This is a genomic window from Methylophilus medardicus (assembly GCF_006363955.1).
Taxonomy (GTDB): Bacteria; Pseudomonadota; Gammaproteobacteria; order Burkholderiales; family Methylophilaceae; genus Methylophilus; species Methylophilus medardensis.
Genome location: NZ_CP040948.1, coordinates 1,391,162 through 1,413,921 on the forward strand (window position 1 = coordinate 1,391,162; position 22,760 = coordinate 1,413,921).

Annotated in this window: 12 protein-coding genes, 1 tRNA gene and 1 pseudogene; 9 read left to right on the plus strand and 5 right to left on the minus strand. The window is 49.2% G+C overall.

The features are described 5' to 3' along the window. Positions 1-30: 30 nt before the first annotated feature. Complete coding sequence (locus FIT99_RS06785; RefSeq protein WP_140003588.1) at positions 31-522, minus strand: urate hydroxylase PuuD; 492 nt, start codon at positions 520-522, stop codon at positions 31-33. Positions 523-925: 403 nt separating this feature from the next. Here FIT99_RS06785 and mqo point away from each other — a divergent pair, with 403 nt between their 5' ends. Continuing rightward, complete coding sequence (mqo, locus tag FIT99_RS06790) at positions 926-2,416, plus strand: malate dehydrogenase (quinone) (protein WP_140003589.1); 1,491 nt, start codon at positions 926-928, stop codon at positions 2,414-2,416. 106 nt (positions 2,417-2,522) lie between these two features. Further along, entirely contained in the window at positions 2,523-4,274 is a 1,752-nt protein-coding gene (locus FIT99_RS06795) for an adenylyl cyclase (RefSeq protein ID WP_189524716.1), read from the plus strand. Between the two features lie 104 nt (positions 4,275-4,378). On the opposite strand, the gene FIT99_RS06800 is transcribed toward FIT99_RS06795, so the two are convergent. The 3 genes from FIT99_RS06800 to rnr all read right to left on the minus strand — a co-directional run bounded on the left by FIT99_RS06800 (position 4,379) and on the right by rnr (position 9,534). Beyond that, positions 4,379-6,154 carry an ABC transporter ATP-binding protein gene (locus FIT99_RS06800; protein WP_140003591.1) on the minus strand — a complete coding sequence of 592 codons (1,776 nt, stop codon included), beginning with the start codon at positions 6,152-6,154 and terminating at the stop codon, positions 4,379-4,381. A gap of 9 nt (positions 6,155-6,163) precedes the next feature. Continuing rightward, positions 6,164-6,925, minus strand: coding sequence for a 23S rRNA (guanosine(2251)-2'-O)-methyltransferase RlmB (gene rlmB / locus FIT99_RS06805; protein WP_140003592.1), 762 nt, complete (start codon positions 6,923-6,925; stop codon positions 6,164-6,166). Positions 6,926-7,065: 140 nt separating this feature from the next. Then, a complete protein-coding gene (gene rnr / locus FIT99_RS06810; RefSeq protein WP_140003593.1) occupies positions 7,066-9,534 on the minus strand; it encodes a ribonuclease R in 2,469 nt (822 codons plus the stop codon). A gap of 35 nt (positions 9,535-9,569) precedes the next feature. On the opposite strand from rnr, the gene FIT99_RS06815 reads away from it, so the two are divergent. Both FIT99_RS06815 and FIT99_RS06820 read left to right on the plus strand, forming a co-directional pair. Continuing rightward, a tRNA-Leu gene (locus tag FIT99_RS06815) sits at positions 9,570-9,654 on the plus strand. 328 nt (positions 9,655-9,982) lie between these two features. Beyond that, a complete protein-coding gene (locus FIT99_RS06820) occupies positions 9,983-10,633 on the plus strand; it encodes a PEP-CTERM sorting domain-containing protein (protein WP_140003594.1) in 651 nt (216 codons plus the stop codon). Between the two features lie 204 nt (positions 10,634-10,837). Here FIT99_RS06820 and FIT99_RS06825 read toward each other — a convergent pair. After that, a pseudogene (locus FIT99_RS06825) lies at positions 10,838-11,911 on the minus strand (IS3 family transposase); the annotation flags it as partial. Positions 11,912-12,086: 175 nt separating this feature from the next. Here FIT99_RS06825 and FIT99_RS06830 point away from each other — a divergent pair. The 5 genes from FIT99_RS06830 to FIT99_RS06850 all read left to right on the plus strand — a co-directional run bounded on the left by FIT99_RS06830 (position 12,087) and on the right by FIT99_RS06850 (position 22,658). Beyond that, positions 12,087-13,178 carry a hypothetical protein gene (locus FIT99_RS06830; protein ID WP_189524717.1) on the plus strand — a complete coding sequence of 364 codons (1,092 nt, stop codon included), beginning with the start codon at positions 12,087-12,089 and terminating at the stop codon, positions 13,176-13,178. 15 nt (positions 13,179-13,193) lie between these two features. Further along, positions 13,194-13,682, plus strand: coding sequence for a hypothetical protein (locus FIT99_RS06835; RefSeq protein WP_140003596.1), 489 nt, complete (start codon positions 13,194-13,196; stop codon positions 13,680-13,682). A 48-nt stretch (positions 13,683-13,730) separates the two neighbouring features. Continuing rightward, positions 13,731-14,984: a hypothetical protein gene (locus tag FIT99_RS06840; RefSeq protein ID WP_140003597.1), complete on the plus strand. Its 1,254-nt coding sequence runs from the start codon at positions 13,731-13,733 to the stop codon at positions 14,982-14,984. A 128-nt stretch (positions 14,985-15,112) separates the two neighbouring features. Beyond that, entirely contained in the window at positions 15,113-20,638 is a 5,526-nt protein-coding gene (locus FIT99_RS06845) for an OmpA family protein (protein WP_140003598.1), read from the plus strand. After that, on the plus strand, positions 20,625-22,658 hold the full coding sequence (locus FIT99_RS06850; RefSeq protein ID WP_140003599.1) for a hypothetical protein: 2,034 nt from the start codon (positions 20,625-20,627) through the stop codon (positions 22,656-22,658). The genes FIT99_RS06845 and FIT99_RS06850 overlap by 14 nt, the downstream gene beginning before the upstream one ends. The last annotated feature ends 102 nt before the right edge of the window (positions 22,659-22,760 follow it).

The following is a 22,760-nucleotide window of genomic DNA, read 5'->3' on the forward strand; positions in this document are numbered from 1 at the left end:
GCTTAAGCCGCCGTAAACGCCTTAAACCTGCTAAAAACCGAGTGCTGCGCGATGACTCAAGCCATTTGCCATAAAGAACAACATCGGCAGTGAGAGCATCAAATTGGTGCGTGAGGCCAACATCGCTACCCGTCGTGCCTGATTTTTCTGCGCTTCATCTGCGGGCACAAAACCAAGAATCTTTTTCTGATTTGGCCAAATCAATACCCACACGTTAAACAACATAATGGTGCCTAACCAAGCACCGACGCCGATCAATTCAAAACCATTGCGTAGGGCAAACGCGTCGACAAAATGTGGCCCCAACAAGGCCGCCCCAGCCACCCAAGTAACCACAGCGGACCAGCGAAACCAGAGCAAAGCGCGAGGTGCAATGTGTTTATTGATGCCTGCAGCGGTGCCATCAGCGGCAGCCGCTTTGAGGCCTGCCATTTGTACCAAGTTAAAATAATACAGTAGGCCTACCCAGGTCACGCCTGCCAAAAGATGAATCCATCGCGCGATTGCCGGCACTAATTCCATGATCAAGCTCCCGCTACAATAAAGTTCTTAAGAAAAAAAACCAGCGCTAAGGTTAAAAGCAAGCCTGAAATGACGGATCCAGCAACAGATTCCAGCGGATTTTTCATACGCACCCCGATTATGAATTACAAAGTGTGGCTGACTATCTGCACATGGATAGACAAACGCTCTCAATTGTTTGTTCTAACCTCAAGTCAGGATTCGTTTTTTTCTCGTTTTAAACCATTTCTGATTAAGGTCAGAGATTACCGCAAAAGCCTTTTTTTGACAAGTTAGTGCGTAGGATCAGCGACCATGTTGCGCCTAGCATGCGGCGGGGTTTTCTATTTATATTATAATGCGCGGCGGCACGATGATTGCGCGTTTGACATCCAAACGCCTCAACACGGGGGAATGACATACCATGGCTACAACTGATCTCGATGTATTGCTGGTCGGTGGCGGCATTATGAGCGCTACGCTGGCAGTTCTGCTACATCGACTCGATCCAACACTACAGATCTGCATGGTTGAACAACTGGAGGATGTGGCGCTTGAGAGTTCAGATGCGTTAAATAATGCCGGTACTGGTCACGCCGGGTATTGCGAGCTCAACTACACCCCTAAAGACAAGCATGGCGATATTCAAATCCGCCGAGCGCTAGAAATCAATGCCGCGTATGAAGTTTCTTTGCAATGCTGGTCGACACTGGTGAAAGAAGGGGTATTAAATGCTGCCGACTTCATTCAGCGTGTTCCCCATCTGAGCGCCGTTTGGGGCGATGCAGATGCTGCCTTCTTACGTCAACGGTTTGCGCTATTACAAGCCCACCCATTATTTGCCGACATGCAATGGAGCGATCGCGCTAATACGCTGCAGGACTGGATGCCATTGATGATGGCTGGCCGCACATCACCAGCCACAATGGCGGCAACTCGGGTCGCACATGGCTCAGATGTCAATTTTGGCGCCCTCACCCGACAACTGGTGGCCTACTTAAAAACGTGCCCTAACTTCACCTTGCTCACGCAATCTCGGGTGACTTCGCTTAAAGCAGTGCAGCAACGTGAGCGCACAAGCTGGCAAATACGCATCCAAGATTTAGTCTCCGGACGCGCCCACCAGTATCAGTCAGCCTTCGTGTTTTTGGGTGCAGGCGGTGGCGCGCTGCCACTGTTGCAACAATCCGGCATCCCGGAGGCACATGGTTACGGCGGCTTTCCGGTCAGTGGTCAGTGGTTGATTTGCCGCAATGACAAGTTGATTCAGACCCACCATGCCAAAGTTTACAGCCAAGCGGCGGTGGGTGCACCGCCGATGTCCGTGCCCCACTTGGACACGCGCATGATACAAGGTCAATCGGCCCTTCTGTTTGGGCCCTATGCTGGATTTACCACCCGTTTTTTAAAGCAGGGCTCTCGCTTTGACTTGGCCAAATCCGTCAAACTCAAGAATATTAAAAGTATGTTGGGCGTTGGCCGGCATCACCTCGACTTAACAAAATACTTAATCAAAGAAGTATTTCAAAACCATGAACAACGCATGCAATCTCTGCGCGTGTTTTTACCCAATGCCGATAGCGATGATTGGCAATTAGCGCATGCCGGACAGCGTGTACAAATCATCAAGCGTTGCCATCAACATTGGGGCAAGCTGGAGTTTGGTACCGAGATTGTATCGAGTGCCGATGGCAGTTTAGCCGCCTTACTCGGCGCGTCTCCTGGTGCGTCTGTGAGTGTCAAAGCCATGCTGGACGTTTTACAGCGCTGCTTTGCCAGCCGAATGCAAAGCCAAAGCTGGCAGGATCACTTAAAGTCGTTGATTCCTTCTTATGGCGAATCATTGATCGACGATGCCGACTTGCTTGCACGCGTTCGTCGCGACACGTTAAGCACACTGCAGTTGAACCAATAACCAACGGTCGCCGATTTTAACAAACGTAAAACATGACTAAAGTTGAATCTCAGCCGCCTGCTTGCGGTCAGCTTTTTTAGTCATGTTGATTGAAAGCCCATCGTTTATGCCTTTATTTTTGCCAAATTATGCAACACTTAAAACCTTGAGTGTTGGGCTGACAGCTTTACTGTTGCTTGGTTGCGAGCTGAATGGAGCGCAAAGTACCCCAGTCGCGCCACCTGACTTTGGGCCTAACGTGCTTATCATGGACCCTGCCATGGCCTCGGAGGAGATCCAACAGCGTTTAGATAAGCTGTTTAAACAACAAGAAGCCAACCAATTCGGCCCCGAGCGCTATGCGGTGTTGTTCAAACCCGGGGTATATCACAACAAGGTCAAACTTGGTTTTTATACCCAGCTACTTGGCCTCGGACAATTTCCGGATGAGGTGATGCTTCAAGGCGGTATCCGCGTTGAAGCCGCTTGGCATGGTGGCGATGCCACGCAAAATTTCTGGCGCAGTGTTGAAAACCTCTCGGTAACGCCGGATAACGGCACTATGCAATGGGCGGTTTCGCAGGCCGCGCCACTGCGCCGCATTCATGTGCGCGGCAATATGTTGCTGGATGACGATGGCGGCTGGTCCAGCGGCGGCTTCATCGCGGACAGTCTCATTGATCAGCAAGTGAATTCTGGCACCCAGCAACAATGGCTCACCCGCAACGCAAGCCTCGGTAGCTGGACCAACCAAAACTGGAACATGGTATTTGTTGGGGTTGAACATGCGCCAGCAGGTGACCAGTGGCCCACTCCGCCTTACACCGTGGTTGAAGAAACCCCTGTGGTGCGTGAAAAACCATTTTTAACCATTGATCACCAAGGCCAATACAGTGTCGTGGTGCCAGCCTTGCAAAAAAACAGTCACGGCATCAGCTGGCAAGCCAAGAATACGCCGGCCAAAGTGATCCCGCTCTCGCAGTTTTACATTGCCAAAGCCGCGACTGACACCGCAATCACCCTCAATGCGGCATTAGCCAAAGGGAAACATGTGCTGTTGACACCGGGCATTTATCAGCTCAACGCACCTGTCGAGGTCACGCAGCCCAATACAGTGGTGTTGGGCTTAGGCATTGCCACACTGATGCCGGTCGCAGGCAATGCTGCACTTAAGGTGGCAGATGTCGACGGCGTCAGTATTGGTGGCATTCTATTTGACGCAGGCGCACAAAATTCAGAGGTACTGCTGCAAGTGGGTGACAATAAGCGAGACCTAAGGCATGCTGATAATCCAATTAGCTTGCATGACACCTTTTTTAGAGTCGGCGGCGCCCATGTCGGCAACGCAACCCAGAGTGTCATCATCCACAGCAACGATGTCATTGGCGATAATCTCTGGGTCTGGCGCGGGGATCATGGTGACGGAATTGGCTGGAACGTCAACACCAGCAAGCATGGCATCGTCGTCAATGGCGATCATGTCACCATGTATGGCTTATTTGTAGAGCACTTTCATGGCTACCAAACGGTGTGGAACGGCGAGCATGGGTCAGTATACTTTTATCAAAGTGAAGCGCCTTATGATGTGCCCGACCAAGCAAGCTGGATGAATGGCGAAGTCAACGGCTTTGCTTCCTATAAGGTCGCTGACCATGTGACCCATCATCAAGCGACAGGGATGGGCGTTTATTGTTTTTTTAACGATAATCCGAGCGTAAAACTCAATAGCGCAGTTGAAGCGCCTAAGGGTGCCAATATCCGCTTTAACCACATAACGAGTGTGTCGTTAGGAGGCACTGGTGAAATTAGCCATGTGCTCAATGACCTTGGTGAGCGGGCGAACGATCAAAATTATGTTGCGAGGTTGCGCGATCAATAAACAATTGCGTTTAAACAAGCACCGATCAGTTAATCAGTAGCATGGGCGCCGCTCACATGTTTATTTAATGGGTGGATGTGATTGATCGACCACCGATTGGTTGATTATGCCGTTTGTGAGCCATATAGGCGCTGGTAGACGCTGCCATTTTGTTTCACTAGCGTATCGTGCTGGCCTTCTTCGATAATCCGCCCACCATCAAACACCAACACCCGATCAGCTTCTTTCACCGCAGACAAACGATGCGCAATGATAATCGTCGTGCGGCCGCGCAAGAATGTGCGCATCGCGCGGTGCAATAAGGCCTCAGTATGCGTATCCAGCATCGAGGTCGCTTCATCTAAAATGACGACTTGTGGCTGTTTGAGCATCATGCGGGCGATGGCAAGACGCTGTCGTTGCCCGCCAGACAAGCGCACCCCACTGCGCCCAAGCTGCGTATCCAGTCCTTGCGGCAAATCGCGCACAAACTGTGACAGCTGCGCCACCTCCAGTGCATGCCAAAGCGCTGCATCGTTATAAGGCTGGTCCATGGTTAAATTTTGCCGCACGCTGTCATTAAAAAGCATGGGTTGCTGTAACACAACGCCGAGATGTTCACGCACCTGCGCATACCCGAGTTGTTCAATTGCTTGCCCATTAAATAAAATCTGGCCTTTGGTCGGCGCATACAAGCCTAATAACAACTGTACCAAAGTGGACTTGCCGGCCCCAGAAACGCCTACCAACGCCACTTGTTCACCCGGCGCAATGTTGAGGCTGACATCCTCCAAAATCGGGCTACCTTCGGCATAGGCAAAAGTCACCTGTTGCAAACGAATGGTAGCCGGGCTGTGTGCGTGAAAACCATCCACCTGCGCTGGATAATGCGGTTCTTCATCTGCCGCCAGTACCTGATTGATTCTGCCCAACGCAGCTTTTGCCGCATAGAACGAAACCTGCACGGATAGCAACTCTTGCACAGGGCCCATCATGAACCACAAATAACCAAAGACCGCGATCATTTGGCCAACCGACAGGTCTGAAAACACCACCATCAACATGGCGACAGCACGAAAAATCTCAAAACCAAATAAAAATACACCAAATGACAATCGAGATAAGGCATCTGATTTCCAGCCTGAGGCCGTCGCCGCCACTCGTACACTTTCAGCCGCTTGTTTGGCTTTGTCCAAAAAGCGTTTGTCACTGTTGCTGGCACGCAATTGCTGCATGACTTCCAGCGTTTCACTGACAGATTGAGACAACACTTCAAATGCGCTGTTTTCCCGTTGCTTCCATAGTTTGACCTTTTTACCCAGCACCATGGTCAAGCCAATCACAAACGGATTCAACAGCAAAATGATCAGTGCCAACTGCCAATGCATCCATAGCAGCACTACAGCCACGCCGATGACGCTGAGTATCGCAACCAGCACCTTGGCAATGGTTTCACCTAAAAATTTGTCCAAAGTTTCAATATCGGTTAACAACCTGGCGGTAATTTGCCCCGCACCGAGACTTTCGTAGACTTGCATGCGAATGCGCGCCAGCTTATCGAGTAAGGTCTGACGCACCCGCAATGTCACCTGCTTAGATAATCCGACAAAGATACGTGTGGTCGCCACCCCCAATAACACGCTACTCAAGCGCAAACTCATGGTGAGCAGCGTGACAACCAATATGATGGCAATGGGGCCTAACCAATCGGCTGGCAACAACCATGTCATGAGTTGGGTCAGTTTACCGGGTTGATGTAACAGCACTTCATCCACCAGCAAGGGCATCAGCAGCGGAATGGGAACCGCGACCGTCGCCCCAAAAAATGCCAGACTTTGGCCCAACCACAAACGCCGTGAATGCTGGCGCAATTGCTGCCACAGATGAGTTAAGGTTAACATCGCAGCAGGTTACGCTTTACCACCGGCCAATACGCGCTGACGACGAATCTCGTACAAGGCAATGCCACTGGCCACACTAACGTTCAAACTTTGTACCGAGCCAAACATCGGAATAGTAATGAGTGCGTCGCAAGTTTCTTGGGTTAAACGGCGCATCCCATCGCCTTCGGCGCCCATCACCAAGGCGATCGGTCCCTCAAGTTTAGTGTTATGCAAAGAGCCCGGGGCATCCATGGTTGTGCCGACAATATACACGCCTGCCTCTTTCAACTCGCGGATGGTGCGCGCCAGATTAGTCACCGAAATGAATGGCACGGTTTCGGCTGCGCCGCTGGCTACTTTACGTACGGTGCCATTCAAACCGACTGAGCGATCCTTAGGCGCAATAATGGCATGCACGCCCATCGCATCTGCCACACGCAAACAAGCCCCCAAATTATGCGGATCTTGTACCCCATCGAGGATCAGAAAGAACGGTGGTTCATCCAGATCTGACTCTAATACATCATGGATGTCTTTGTACGGCATAGGGGTTTCGATGACGCGGGCGATGACGCCCTGATGACGACCATGCGCACCAATAAAGCCATCTAAACGATGACGCTCAGCTTGAATCACACGAATATTTTGCGATTTGGCCATTTCTAGCAGATCACGCATACGCGCGTCGACACGGTCTTGGTCGATAATAATTTCCTGAATGCTGCTGCCATGCTGACGCATGCGACTCAGCACCGCATGAAAACCAAACAGAATGCGGGCTTCTGACATAGTAACTCCTATTTTTTTGATGACTTTTGCATATCTATCGCAAAAGATAAAACACGAATCGCGCAGGCCCGACAATGTAAAGACATTGTCATGCGCTGCGCGAATAGCTCGCTAAACACTACTTTTTATTCCAAGCGCTATTATCGTGCTTTTGCCTTGGGTTTGCCTTTATTTTTTTGCGCCGCATGGCGGCCTTTGTCTTTGGCGGAGCGTGACTTGCCAGCAGCAGGTTTACCCGCCACCGGTTTCGCCGTATTGGCTTTCTCTTGATGCCCAGTGACCGATTTCGCTGTCGCTGACTTTGTCCGGGCAACGGTCGCGGTTTTAGTCGATGCAAATGGGCTTAGGCTGCTGGCTTTACGCTCATGGCTTACTTTTTTAGGCGCATCTGTGCCCGCGCCTTCCCCGGTTAACTCACTAGCCGCTTCAACTGTGCCTGCGAGTGTAAAGTCGATGCGGGCGGTTTCCAGGTCTACCCGAACCACTTTTACTGTCAAACGGTCGCCTAACCGATAACGCACGCCAGTGCGCTCGCCCACCATTTCGTGACGAGCTTTGTCGTGAATAAAGTAATCGTTACCCAGGTCCGTCACATGCAATAAGCCTTCGACATACACCTCATCCAGCGCCACAAACAAACCAAAGCTGGTGACGCCAGCCACGGTGCCACTGAACACCTCGCCGACCTTATCTTGCATGTAAAAACATTTCAGCCAATTGGTCACATCACGCGTCGCATCATCAGCGCGACGCTCAGTCATGGAGCAATGTACGCCTAATTGATGCCAGTCTTTTGCTTGATAGCGTTTACCTTCAACCACCGCTTTAATCGCGCGGTGAACCAGCAAATCCGGATAACGACGAATCGGTGAGGTAAAGTGGGTATAAGCGTCGTAAGCCAAACCAAAGTGGCCAACATTGTCTGGACTGTAAACCGCTTGTTGCATTGACCGCAGCATCACGGTTTGCAGCAACTGTGCATCGGGGCGCGCCTTGATACGCTGCATCAGCTTGGCATAATCTTTGGCGCTTGGTTTCTCACCACCACCCACCCCAAAGCCAAACTCGCCCATAAACAAACGTAAGGCCTCGAGTTTTTCGGGCGTCGGGCCTTCATGAATGCGGAACAAACAGGTTTGCTCGTTTGTGAGCAAAAAGTCTGCCGCGCACACATTCGCAGCCAGCATGCATTCTTCAATTAACTTGTGTGCCTCGTTGCGCGTCACCGGCACAATTTTGTCGATCTTGCCATTGTCATTGAATACCATCATGGTTTCAGTCGACTCAAACTCAACCGCACCCCGCTTTTCACGTTGCGTGAGCATCAATTTATACACACTGTTTAAGTGTTGCAGATGCGGCATCAACCAAGCGTATTCCTCGGTCAATGCGGCATCTTCCGCCTGTAATAATGCATGCACTTTGGTGTAGGTCATGCGCGCTTTTGACAGCATGACAGAGGGATAGAATTGATATTGTTTAACAACGCCCAGACTATCTACCTGCATGTCGCAGACCATACACAAGCGCTCAACGTCCGGATTCAATGAACACAAACCATTGGATAAGGCTTCTGGCAGCATTGGGATCACGCGACGGGGAAAGTAGACCGAGTTACCGCGATCGTATGCCTCTTTGTCCAACGCATCGCCGGGCTGCACATAAAAGCTCACATCGGCAATCGCCACCACTAGGCGCCAGCCTTTGCCTTGCGGCTCGGCAAATACGGCATCATCAAAATCCCGTGCAGTTTCGCCATCAATAGTGATTAATGGCAAGGCACGCAAATCTTTGCGGCCTTTGTAATCCTTGGCTTGCACTGTTCTCGGAAAATCTTCGGCCTGCTTGACTGCAGCTGGGTTAAATTGATGCGGCAAATGATGCTTGCGTAGGGCAATCTCGATCTCCATGCCGCTATCAGCATAATTGCCCAAAATTTCGACAATCTTACCCATCGGGCTTGAGTGAGACGAGGGATATTCGGTCAGTTCAACCGTGACAATCTGCCCCACTTGCGCATCCATATCTAAATGATATGGAATCAACACGTCTTGGCTGATGCGCTTGTCTTCAGCGGCAACAATCGTCACCCCTTGCGCTCGAATCACCCGACCAACTAGCGTCTTATTAGCTCGCTCTAGCACTTCTACCAATTTACCCTCTGGACGACCCTTGCGATCAAGCCCAGCCAACCGCACCATGGCTCGGTCGCCATGCATCACCAAGGTCATCTCTTTGGGGCCTAAAAAGATATCTTCGGGGTTTTTAGTTTTATCATCTGGCTGCAAAAAGCCAAAACCGTCGCTGTGACCAAATACCGTGCCTGCAATCAAATGAATCTTATCCGGCAAGCAAAATGCACCCTTGCGATTCCGCATCAGTTGGCCATCACGCTCCATCGCACCGAGCCGGCGGTTGAAGATGTCTCGCTCATCGGCGCTGATGTCCAGAAGTAGGTAAATTTGGTCGGCACTGAGGGGAATTCCTTGGTCCGAAAGTAGCTGCAACACTAACTCTCGACTAGGCAGTGGCGTTTGGTATAACTCGGCTTCTCGCTTGGCCTGCGGGTCATTTGCACGCAGGGTTTTTTTGGTTTTTCTGGTTGACAATATTAATTCTTCCTTTAAAATGCAGTGCTTCTTAAGCCCAGATGGCGAAATTGGTAGACGCGCTAGTTTCAGGTACTAGTGTTTAACGACGTGGAGGTTCGAGTCCTCTTCTGGGCACCAAATTCAAAAAAACCACACAAATATTCAGGTTGGAAATTTATTCCGATTTTTGATTGTGTGGTTTTTTTTGAACTGCGAATTTGAAACATACCCACAGTTTATCATCAATTAGCAGCTGCCTGATTTAACTTCCCGCGATTATCCCTCTGCAAAACAAAAGTCTAGACTGTAGGCAATCTGCCTAAACCGCCCCTAAATGTTATCGCGATAGCCTAAACGGGCTAATGACAGTCGATGCAAACTCATAGTAATTTTACGTTCAAGGTGACATTTAAGTCATTAAATGGCCTTGTCGAGCGATGAAATATTAAAAAAACTGGAGATATCAATGAAAAAACTAGCTTTAGTAGTAGCCATGGGGTTGGCATCATTAAACGCAAACGCTGACGTCATTGCAGGCTTATACAACACGGGGGCAGGTCTTTCAGCAGGTCAGCAAGACACGAATTACGCTTTATCAAGCGCAACCACAACCGTTGGCTCATTTGGCTATGTTGCAGCGAATGGCTCTTTTCCAATCGGCCCATGGCTCGAAAATACAGCCACCTCTTCATGGTTAACACCGACACAAAACCAAGGTGACTCTTTAGACCCAACTGCGGATGGCGTGTACACATGGTCCACGACATTTGATCTGACAGGGTTTAACGCCAGCACTGCGAGCTTTTCAGCGCAATTCGCAGCAGATAACTCCGCGATCGCTTACTTGAACGGCACTCAGATCGGCACCGCAAATGGTTACAGAGAATGGAGCGCTTTCTCAGCAACATCTTCTAACTTTGTGGCAGGCATCAACACCTTAACTTTCGTGTTAACCAATCAGGCACTAGCTACCGGTAATCCAACTGGTTTACGCGTTGAATTCATATCCTCTGACGTGACTGCGGTCGCGGCAGTGCCTGAGCCAAGCGAATACGCACTGATGATCGCTGGTCTGGGTCTGATGGGTTTGATCGCTCGTCGTAAAAACGCTGCTTAATCATTTAATTCAAGATTGATTAAAAGCCACGCTTTGTTTTCAGCGTGGCTTTTTTAGTTTATGCCTCAAAACTGAGATTTGCATGCCCATATAATGATTAATCAATATAAGGAGCTAGTAGGTTACCCATCTGAATCGCCACTAACTTTGTAGACACTGTTCAGCCGGTTGATTGAACTGATTTTCAAAGTCTATCGGAGATAATCAGTTATTGGAATTGTGTCTTCGTTTTGAGTTGTAAAAGAACTCGATGTAATCGAAGATATTCCGTTTAGATTCATCTCGGTCGTTGTATATTTGCGTTTAAAGCTCTCACGCTTCAATAGTTGAAAGAAGCTCTCAGCCACAGCATTATCATGGCCGTTACCTCTGCGACTCATGTTGGATTCAAGATTGTGTGCTTTGAGAAACAGCATCCAGTCTTCACTGGTATATTGGCTACCCTGATCCGAATGAATCAGCACCTTTTGTTCAGGCTTTCTACGCCACACAGCCATTAGCAATGCATCCAATACCAGCGCTTTTGTAATGCGCGACTGCATAAACCAGCCTAGAATGCGGCGGGAGAATAAGTCCATCACAGCTGCCAGATATAACCAACCCTCATGCATGCGAGTATAGGTAATGTCAGACACCCATGATTGATTCGGCCTCACTGGGTTGAATTCACGGTTCAGCGTATTAGCCTTGCCACTATAATAGCGTGGCTTACGATAGCCAACCAATGCCTTTACACCGTGCTGATGCATCAACTTGTAACCGCGGTTAATTCCATTGTACTCACCCCAAGCGCGCAAATCGCTATGCACATTGCGATAACCATACTCACCACCAGTCTCCAACCAGCTTTGCTTAATGAGGCCAGATTGCCGCTGGCTGGTTTGATAAGTCTTGGAATGCGGTTGCTTCAACTAGGCATAAAACCCACTCGAATGAACATGCAGCAGCTTGCAGAGCCACCGTATCGGCCAGCAGTCCTGGTGCTGTTGTTAAAGACATACCTCAGCCTGACCGCTTCGCGAAGTATGCCGCGGCTTTTTTTAATATATCTCGCTCTTCAGTCACTCGCTTAAGTTTCCTACGCAAGCGTTGCAACTCTGCTTGTTCAGCTGTTTTTGCTTGATGCTCTGCTGCGTCTGGGCCGTACTTCCTGACCTAGGTATACAGACTATCAACCGTGACATCCAATCTGCGTGCCACTTCAAGTACAGCATATCCGCCTTCTGTGATTTGACGGACGGCTGCTTTTTTGAATTTTTCTGGAAAACGTTTCCCACTCTTACTCCAGCTTAATTTTTAGCCATTATTAGGGCTTAAAAGTGTCTAGCAAATAAGTGGCGATTCACATAACACAATAAATTCCCCTACTAAATTTACAATTAAACAACTATAATTAATTTATGTTATTTAATTAATGCTTTTGCTTAAAAAAAGAAAAAAGTTGTATAAAAAGATGAACACTAGCAAAGGAATGGGGGGGGTATTTTGGGCAGCGCGCTTGATGATGCGCGCTATAGTGTTTTGCAGTTTTTTTTTAAGTCTTGCTACATCAGCCTTTGCGGTCGGAACCCCTGCCAACACCAGCATTAACAACCTCGCCACTGTCACTTATTTGGGCGGCGCCCCTATCGAATCTTCACCTCTAGGCAATAGTAGCGCTGGGATTGGGCAGGGTTTGCCTACCATTTTCAAGGTGGATAATAAAATCAATTTAAGCGTGCAGCCTGCTAGCTTGGTCAGCAATGTGTTTTCAGGGCAATCTGCGGCAATCACCAGTTGGCAGGTGACCAATTTGGGCAATGCAACGCAAGATTTTCATTTGGTGTTGGATAATTTAGCTTCTGGTGGGCTAGTGCTTGCTGGCTCGGATAGTTTTGATGCCACCTCTTGCACTGTGCGAGTGGAGAGCGGCGCCAATGCCGGGTATCAAGCCAGTGAAGACAAGTTGAGTTACCTAGACGAATTAGCCCCTGATGCGCAAAAAACGGTTTATGCCGTTTGTAATATCCCTAATGGCTTGAATACTGGCGAACAGGCTAATGTGCGTTTAACTGCCACCACCACAGCGGGGGGCACGCCGGGGATCGAATCGGCGCCTTTGTTGAGGGAATCTACTACCAATGACCCTAATCGCGTAGATATTGTGTTTGCCGATGCCGCCAGTACGGCTAGCGCCAATGGCACTGACCCAGGGCAAGTAGCGCGCGATGCACAATCAACCGCCATTAATGCATACAAAGTGGTCACCAGTGCCACCGTCACCTTGCTAAAAACCTTGATTAGCCCCAACAACCCCGCTTTATTAACCCCCGGCGCGATGGTGCGTTATCGCTTAACTGTGAATGTGGCAGGTGCCAGTGGGGTGGCTAAAAATTTAATCATCGCCGACCCGATGCCCGCGCAAGTTCGCTATGTAGCGGGTTCTGCCACGGTGAGTTACAGCCCCAACAACGTTTCTTTTTCTAGCAACACGTTATCGGTGAATTTGGGAGATGTGCCCGCCCCTAACGTGATTGCGATTGAATTTAACGCAACCATTAACTAAACGAAAGGAATTTGTATGCAGCCCCTCCTCCCTGCCCTTGTGTTGTTTACCAGCATGTGGTTGACCCCTTTGCTTGCGCATGCCGAAAAAGGCGCAGTGGAGGTAAAAAGTATTGCCGAAAAAGAAATCAAAAGCGTGGTGAACGGCAAAACAGAAGTGAAGCGAGTACCGGTTAAATCAGCCCCGCCAGATACCAAAATCATTTACACCACCACATTTAAAAACATCAGCAACAAACCTGTGAACAACATTGCACTCACTAACCCAGTGCCTGAGCACACGGTTTATGAGGCTGGGAGCGCCCAAGGCGACAATACGGACATTCAATATTCTGTTGACGGCGGCAAAACCTATGGGGCGGCAACGTCCTTAAAAGTAAAAGGGAAGGACGACAGTGAGCGTCCTGCAACAACCAGCGATTACACGCATATTCGCTGGGTTTACAAGGGCGAGCTTGCCGTTGGTAAAGAAAGTAGCGTTAGTTTCATTTCGGTAGTTAAGTAGTTTTTAAATTAAGTAGTTATTTTGTTTTTTTCAGCAAGGAGAAATATCATGAAGTTTCAACAAGCTACGCTCAAGCTAAAACTAGGGTTAGTCGCCCTAGGCTTGGCTTTGGGCTTATCGCAACAGAGTGCTTGGGCGGCGGGCACGCTCTCTGGCACTAATATTGACAATAAAGCCACTTTAAGCTTTTCTGCTGGGGGCGCACCACAAACCCCGATTGAATCATCGCCCTCTGGCAACAGCACGCCAGGGACAGGCAATGGGACAGTGACGACGTTTAAGGTGGATAATAAAGTTAATCTCACCGTCATAGAAAGCAACGGCACCTTTACTGCCGTTGTGCCAGGGCAACCCAAAGCGGTCACCACCTTCACGGTAACCAACAATGGTAACACCGTGCAAGATTTTGGCATTTCAGCCACCAATGACTCAGGTACGGTGTTCACACAAGCCGATACTTACAACACTAGCAGTTGTAGCGCCTTTGTTGAAAGTGGCGCCACGGCAGACTATCAAGTGGCGCAAGATACGGCCATTTTCATTGATGAACTTGCCCCTGATGCCACTAAAACTGTTTACGCAGTGTGTGACATGCCAGCAACCCCAACCACCACGCCAAATCAAGCGGCTGTCCGTATGACCGCAACCACTAATGCAGGCGGTACGGCAGGTACGCAAGGCGCACCACTTACCGCTAGCACGGGTCCCAATGGCACAAATACGGTGGAAATCGTCTTTGCTGATCCTTCTACCACAGCCAATAGTACAGGCACTGACCCTGGGCAAATCGCTAGCGATGGGCAAGCTTTTGCGTTAGATGCTTACCGCTTGGTACCAGCTGTGTTGAATGTAACTAAAACCATGGCAACCATTTGTGACCCTGTTAACGGCACAAGCAACCCAAAAAATATTCCTGGTGGTTATGTGCAATATGCCATTACAGTGGCTAACACGGGCACGGTGGATACACAGCTCACGCAATTGCTAGATGTGCTTCCAACAGGATTGTCATTTGACCCTAAACTCATTAGTGGCACAGGAAGCCCAGCGGCAACCGCATGCTCAGCAAGCGGCACTTCGCTTTCTACCACTGGGTTTGGCGCGGTGACAGGCACAGGTACTGGCGGCGGCTACACTGCGCCAGGCGTTACGGGTCAAGCCACCACGAATGGTGCCACTGCTTCCGGTTCCAACATCACCATTAACTACGCTACTTTAGCGGGGAGTGGGTTGTCAGGTTGGAATGGCACATTGGCAGCAGGTAATTACATTACCGTTTATTTCAACGTGATTATCCAATAAAGGATATCTTGCTTGAAAGGGTTCGGTAACACTTCCTTGCTGACCCGCACGCGCCTGCGTGAGGGGTTTGCACGCCTTTCAGGTCTATTTTGTTTAGACCCGTTGGGTCATTTGCTTTCCCTAGGCACATGACCCAACGTTTGGGCTTGAGTTTGCTCGCACTATTCACCAGTGCACTTTGGGCGGCCACGCCGCCTAACACCACGGTGGTGAACACTGCCACGGCTAGCTTTAACGGCGATAGCACTACCCCTCCCATCACGGTGACAGGGAGCACTAGTTTTGTCACCGCCAGCAGAACCCCTGCCACCATTGAGTTGTTGCAGTATTTCCGTAGCGGCGCATCTGGCGAACCGCAAGTGGTGGAAAGTACGCAATGCGGCGGCGGTGCTTTGCCCGCTCCACAAGTGCATCAGCCGCCTGCAGCCACTTTAAGCGTGCCCAGCACATTGCAACTTGCCCCCGCTAAGGAATACAAAGTAGGCGACCCCATTTTTGTGCGCGTGACTGATTATGACCAAAACCAAAACCCCGCCGTGCAAGAAACCATCAGCATAATGGTGGTGAGTGATAGCTTAGATACCGAAACGCTGACGCTAAAAGAAACCGGCGTCTCTACTGGGGTGTTTGTGGGGTATATCCAATCTGTGCGCCAAGCCTCTAACAGCAGTTGCCAATTAGGCGTGCAGGCAAATAAAAAAATCACCGCGATTTATACCGACTCGTTAGACGCTGTTACCACCGTCAGCAACAGTGCCTTGGTGGACCCTTATGGCATTGTGTTTGATTCTGGCACTGGGCAGGCGGTGAACGGCGCCGTGCTTACGTTGATTGACACAGCCACTAATTTGCCCGCCAATGTGGTGTGTGATGATGGCGTTACGCCCCTGCCGCAACCCGTGAGTTCTGGCAGTACGACCGTTTGTGACCCTGTCATGGTGGGAGGCGGTTATCGCTTCCCCTTGGTGCCACCTGGGCTGTATCGCTTGCAAATCACCCCACCAGATGATTATGTATTTAGCTCCACCGTGCCGATAGCCAACTTGCCTGCGGGCTTTTTGGTGTTGGGCCCATTGGGCAATGGCGCTTCTTACGGTGGGAGTTTTCCGCTTAACCCTGGCCCTGCGGTGCGCATTGATGTGCCTTTAGACCCTGTCGTTGGCGATTTACAAGTAATTAAAACGGCTGAAAAAACCGTGTTAAGCATCGGCGATTTTGTGCCGTTTAGCATCAGTGTGAAAAACGTGGGCAAAAGCAGCGCAAGAGGCGTGGTCATTGAAGATAGGCTCCCCTTAGGTTTTCGCTATCAAGCAGGGTCTGCCCGTTTGCAGGGTGGCAACGCGCTAGAAGTTACTTTGGGCAATGATGGCCGCACGTTGCGCTTTAATGTGGGCAACATTGCCACCAGCGCCACGCTTAATTTTCGTTATGTGGCAGAAGTAGCCGCTGGCACACCTTTGGGCAAGTTGGAGAATATTGCTTATGCGGTCAGCCATCAATCGAACGTTGGCCGTGCCAGCATGCTGGTGAAAGAAGATTTAATGCGTAGCAAGTCGATTTTAATGGGGCGCGTGCTGGTAGGCGCTTGCGATGCCAAAAAACCTAAAGGGCTGCCAAATGCGCGTGTTTTGTTAGAGGATGGTACTTATATCACCACTGATAATAATGGCAATTGGCATGCCGATAATATCAATCCTGGCACCCATGTAGTGCAATTAGATATTGATTCGTTAAATCAACAATATGAACCCATTGCTTGTGAGAAAAACAGCCGCTTTGCGGGCAGAACTTATTCTCAATTTGTTAACGTACGTGGTGGCACTTTGTGGAACGCGGATTTTTATGTGCAAGCCAAAGCGGGGGCGTCTATCGGCACTGCCAGCTCGCCAACGGCCCCCTCCCCTGCTTCTCCTTTAAGCGTCAAAGCAATTGGCTTGGATGAAAAAGGCATCACCGTGATTGAGCGCCTGCCTTTTGATGCCGATTGGCTGAGTAAAACCGAAGCCGCTGCAGAATGGTTACACCCACAAACAGGATTTGTGCCTGCGATTCCTACCATTAAATTTGCAGTTAAGCACTTTGCGCAGCAACGCGTACAAATCAAAGTCAATGGCGAAACGCCTGATGCCATCCGTTATAACGGCATGCAAGTTAACCCAAGCAACCAAGTTGCTTTATCTACTTGGACAGGGCTCTCGATTCATGAAGGCAAAAACTTATTGCAGGTCACTATAACCGACCCAGATGGCAAAGTAGTATTGCAAGAAAGCCGTGATGTTTATTATTCACTCGGCCCTAGCCGTGCTGAGCTGGTACCTGAAAAATCCACCTTAGTGGCTGATGGCAAAACCAACCCCGTGGTTGCGGTGCGCCTTTATGATAAAAACAACCAATTGGTGCGTGGCGGCTTAAATGGTGAGTTTATACTCAATGCGCCTTATCAAGCACAAAACCAGCTTGGCGGCATTGGCAAAGAGCCTTTGGCAGGCAATTTGGAGAACAAGCCACGCTATGAAGTGAGCAACGAAGGTATTGCATTTATTCAGCTTGCGCCCACCACGCAATCGGGCGAGGTGGTGCTTAACTTTAACTTTGCAGATAATAGCTTTGCCAAGCAAAACACTCGCTCGAACGTTAATCAGGGCAATCAGATTCGCGCTTGGCTTATCCCGGGGCAACGAGATTGGGTGCTGGTGGGCTTTGCTGAAGGCACGTTTGGGCATAAAACGCTCTCAGGCAACACGCAAGCGTTGAAAGAAGCTGATATCGATAAACAATTGTTTGATAAGGATAAAATCGCCTTTTATGCCAAAGGCAGCATTAAAGGCGATACCTTATTGACCATTGCTTATGACACCTCGAAGAAACGCGCCAATGTGGGCGCGCAAGCCAATTTGCAACAAATGATAGACCCTAACCGTTATTACACACTTTATGCCGACGCCACCCAGCCCCGCTTTGATGCCGCCAGCGCCCGCAAGCTTTATGTCAAGCTAGAGCGCAAACAGTTTTATGCCATGTTTGGTGATTATGAAACTGGGCTGATGGTGACTGAGTTTTCACGTTATAGCCGCACGGTTAACGGTTTGAAATCAGAGTTTAACGGTGAAAAATTTGGCTTCAAAGCCTTTGCCACCCGCACCGCACAAGCCTATAAACGCGATGAACAGCTCGGCAATGGCACTTCTGGCGTGTATCGGTTATCTAGCGGTGAGATTTTAGAAAACAGCGATAAAATCCGCATTGAAACGCGCGACCGCTTTCACCCCGAAGTGGTGATTGAAAGCAAAAGCTTAAGCCGCTTTTTAGATTATGAAATTGATTACCAAATAGGGACTTTATTCTTCCGCGCCCCGGTCATGAGTCGTGATGAGCGCCTCAACCCCATTTATATCGTGGCAGAATACGAATCGCAAGACAACCGCAATGAGCAAACCACCGCAGGCGGGCGTGCTTATGTGAGACCGCTTAGCAATGTCGAAATTGGCACAACCGCCGTGCATGAGGGCAATCTGGGGGCAAATGCCGATTTGCAAGGCATGGATGCTAGCGTGCAGCTAGGCAAAAACAGCAAGCTGGTGGCTGAGTTTGCCAACTCAAACCGCCAATTGCTGGATAAACACCACCAAGGGCAAGCTTGGAAAGTGGAAGCCATGCACAACGATAGCAAGCTAGATGCGAAAGCCTATGTGCGCGAGCAAGAGAGCGGCTTTGGCTTGGGGCAACAAGCCAACACAGAAAACGGCACGCGCAAAATGGGGGTGGATGCACGTTATCAAATCAACCCGGATATTCAAGTGCAAGGCCAAGTTTATCAACAAAAAGCAACAGAAACTGACGCCAAACGTGAGGTGTTAGATGCACGTGTTGAACAAAAAATTAACACGCAAGGCAATGCATTTTATGGCTTGCGCATGGCAAAAGACCAAATCAGCACGGGCGAAACCTTAGAAAGCCAGCAAGCACTGGGCGGCATTAATTACCGTTTATTGGATAGCCGTCTTAACATGCGCGCCACCACGGAGCTAGGCTTAAACGGTGCTTCTGATTTCCCCAACCGAGCTTTGTTTGGCATTGATTATAATTTAAACGCAAAAAGCATTTTGTTTGCTGAGCAAGAAATCGCCCGAGGCCAATCAGTTTCTGCCGACACCACCCGCATTGGCATGCGCTTAAAACCTTGGACAGGGGGCGAGCTTTTGAGCAGTTTGGGCAACCAAAACAACTTAGATGCCAATCGTTTGTTTGCCAGCCTAGGCTTATCACAAAAATGGCAAATTAACCCACAATGGATGGCAGATGTGGCGGTTGACCGCGTGCAAACCCTTAAAGCCAACACCACGCCTTTAAACAGCAATGTGCCATTCAGCTCTGGCAGCATCAATGGTGATAGCACCGCTATGAGCATGGGGGCGAATTATAGCCAAGGCGATTGGAGCGCCAATGGTCGTGTTGAATGGCGCAATGCGGATGTCGGCGATAGCCGCAACTTGCGCTTGGGCGCACAGCGCAATTTGGGCAATGGGCGTGTGTTAGCGGCCGGGGTGAGCTATCAATTGGCAGATCGCTTAGATAGCCGCACACGCAAACTAGACGCAAGGCTTTCTTATGCGGCTAGGCCTTTAGACAACCATTGGGCATGGCTTAACCGTTTAGATTTTGTTGATGACAGCACACAAAATCCTACTTTAAATAGCAACGCTAAAAAATTGATTAACAATAGTAATTTTAATTGGCGCGTGAACACAGATTTGCAAATCGCCTTGCAATATGGCGCTAAATATGTTTTTGATAAAATCGATAGCAAAACCTATTCTGGCTATACTGATTTAATGGGCGCAGAAGCACGTTATAACCTTAACGAAAAATGGGATGTTGGCGCACATGCCTCTTTATTGCATTCGCACAATAGCGGTACCAAAGCAGAGAGCTTAGGTGCATCCATTGGTTATAACGTATTTGATAACACATGGGTGGCGCTGGGTTATAACTGGCAGGGCTTTAGAGACAGTGATTTTACTGGCGCAGAGTATCAAGCCAAGGGCGTTTATTTTGCGATACGCGCTAAATTTGACCAAGATACTTTAGGCCTGAATAAGCGCGCTGCCCTACCTGCTGCGGTTGCCGAGCCCACACCTATGCCAGCGCTTGCGCTTGCCCCAGCAGAAGCCCCGCCCGCAGATGCCGATAACAAACAAAAAATTAGCTTATCTACTGACATGCTGTTTGAGTTTGGGCAAACCGATTTAGATGGGCTAACCGAGCAAGGTAAGCAAAAACTTGCCGAAATTGCCGTCACTTTAAAACAAATGAACGATGTTGAACATATCACCATTGTGGGGCATGCCGATAAAATGAACTCCACTAAAGATAAAGACTTTAACTATGATTTAAGCGTTAAACGTGCAGATGCGGTGCAACGCTATTTGGTTTCTTTAGGCGTGGCTAAAGAAAAATTAGAAAACTTTGGCTTTGGTGATGGCCAACCAGTAAAAACCGATTGCCCATTGCCTAAAGGTGTGGTGGCCACTGCCAAAGGCTATGTGGTGCTAAAAGATGCTACCCGTAATGCAGTAGATAAACTGATTGACTGCTTATCCCCTAACCGCCGGGTGGTGATTGAAATTACCGGGGCACAAAATGCAAAAAAATAACACCTTGATTTATCGGCGTGTAACCGCATTATTGTTGTTATTCATCATCTTGTTAAAAAGTTTGCCGCTCGCTTACGCTAATTTGCGTACACCCACATGGTGGGATCAAAATGCAGTAAACACCACCCCCGATTGGCATTATCGCGTGCCAATTAACATCCCATCGGGCACACCTGTCAATAGTACAATTAAAGTCGATGTGGATTTTGCCAGCTTACTCAGCAGCTTAGGTGTGAGTGGTACCTTTGATGTTAACTCACCGCGTGTGGTGCGATCGACAGGCACTTTGTCCACTAACCAAGAATTTACCGATGCGGTATTTGCAGGGGCCACTAATGCCACAGGCGATAGCCGTGGTGAAGTACGGTTTATTTTACAAGATGCTGGGCCGACGACTTATTATCTGTATTTTGACATCACCGCTAATGGTAGTAAACCCACCAATCCGCAAGTGCCGATTAACGGTAATTTTGAAATTGGCAGCACAGGCAACACCACGCCATTAGGGTGGACAAGAACCACCTCCAATGCGAGTTTAGATGGGCAAATCCGCCCTAATGAAACAGTTTCAGTCACAGCCTCTCCTGCCGCAATTGCAGGACCTTCCACCGTAAACGCCAACGGCAATGCTTTTAGTGGGCAGTTTTCTTACTTAATGGGTTTGCGCACTAATGTTTCCGCTGCAGGCAATGTAGTACTTAACAAAACGGTAACCATTCCCGCAAGCTCGGCAGGAAATTTTAGCTTGCGCTGGAAGCCGCAAGGGTGGGATGCTAATAGTTTTGATACATTGAACGTACAGATTATTGGCACGACTACGCGGAATGTTGTAGGTCCTACTTCAACCATTGCAGCCTATGCTGCAGCCCCCAACAGCGCAAACTTTGGCGCAGGCCTAGCTACCGCCACCACGCCGGGGTATCGTTTTTATAACGGTTTTGATTGTGGTACCAACTTAGTACACACTGCTGGCATGACCGTCACTTGCGGTACAGACAATTGGTTTAGTGCTAGCACGTCTTTAAGTGCTTTTGCTGGGCAAACAGTCACTGTTCGTATCACTTATAACGGGGATACCAATGATAAAACTTGGTTTAGTGTAGATGATGTGGAATGGTCAGTGGTCAACGCTACTTTGGGCGTGGCAGAAGGTTTTGGGGGCAATATCACTAACCCGACTAGCGGAAGTTTTACCACGGGGTCGGTTATTTCGATCACTGCCCAAGTTAATGCACAACCCACCGCAAGCGGCAATCCGGTCACTGCCAACATTTATGATGCGGCAGGCACCTTAGTGGCCAGTGGGATTATTCTTTACAATAACGCGACCAATGGTGACACGACCGCTAATGATAGCTTATGGACCAATAGTAACGCCTACACTATCCCTGCTAGCGGGCTTGTATCAGGCAATTGGACTATACGTGTTTTTGCAAGAGATGCTTCAACTAGCACAATCGGTGCGACCAATGGCTTAATTCGCATTCCCTCTCTGCCTAACACTCCGCTTAACCAAGCTAACTATTATAATATTGATGATCAAATCATCACTGTCACTATCACTACGCCCTTGATGACCAACCTAAAAACCGTGACAGTGCTCAATGACCCAGTCAACGGCACTACCAACCCCAAAATGATTCCTGGCGCAGTGGTGGAATATACCATCCGCATCACAAACTCTGGCAATGGCACGGTGGACAACAACAGCATTGTCATCACCGACCCTATACCCGTAAACGGCACTTTATTTACTGGCAATGTGAGCGGTGGGGCGCCTTATCAGTTCACTAATGGCTCGCCCTCCAGCGGCATCACCTGCCCATTCACCGCGCTGGGTAATTTAACCGATTGTGTGGATTTTTCTAATGATGGTGGAGCCACTTGGACCTATGTACCCAATGGCAGTTATGATAGCGCAGTTAGGCATCTGCGCTTTAAAACCACGGGCGCCATGGCCGCCAACACTGGCACAGGCAACCCGTTTTTTGAGATTAAATTTAATGTGCAAATTCAATAGAGGGCGGTTTCAAGTTTCAAGTGCAAAAAGCGCTGCATGTTGCTGCCTAAAATCAAAAGCAGGTCATTGGTATTCATAGTGAAAAGCCACGTTCAACTAACT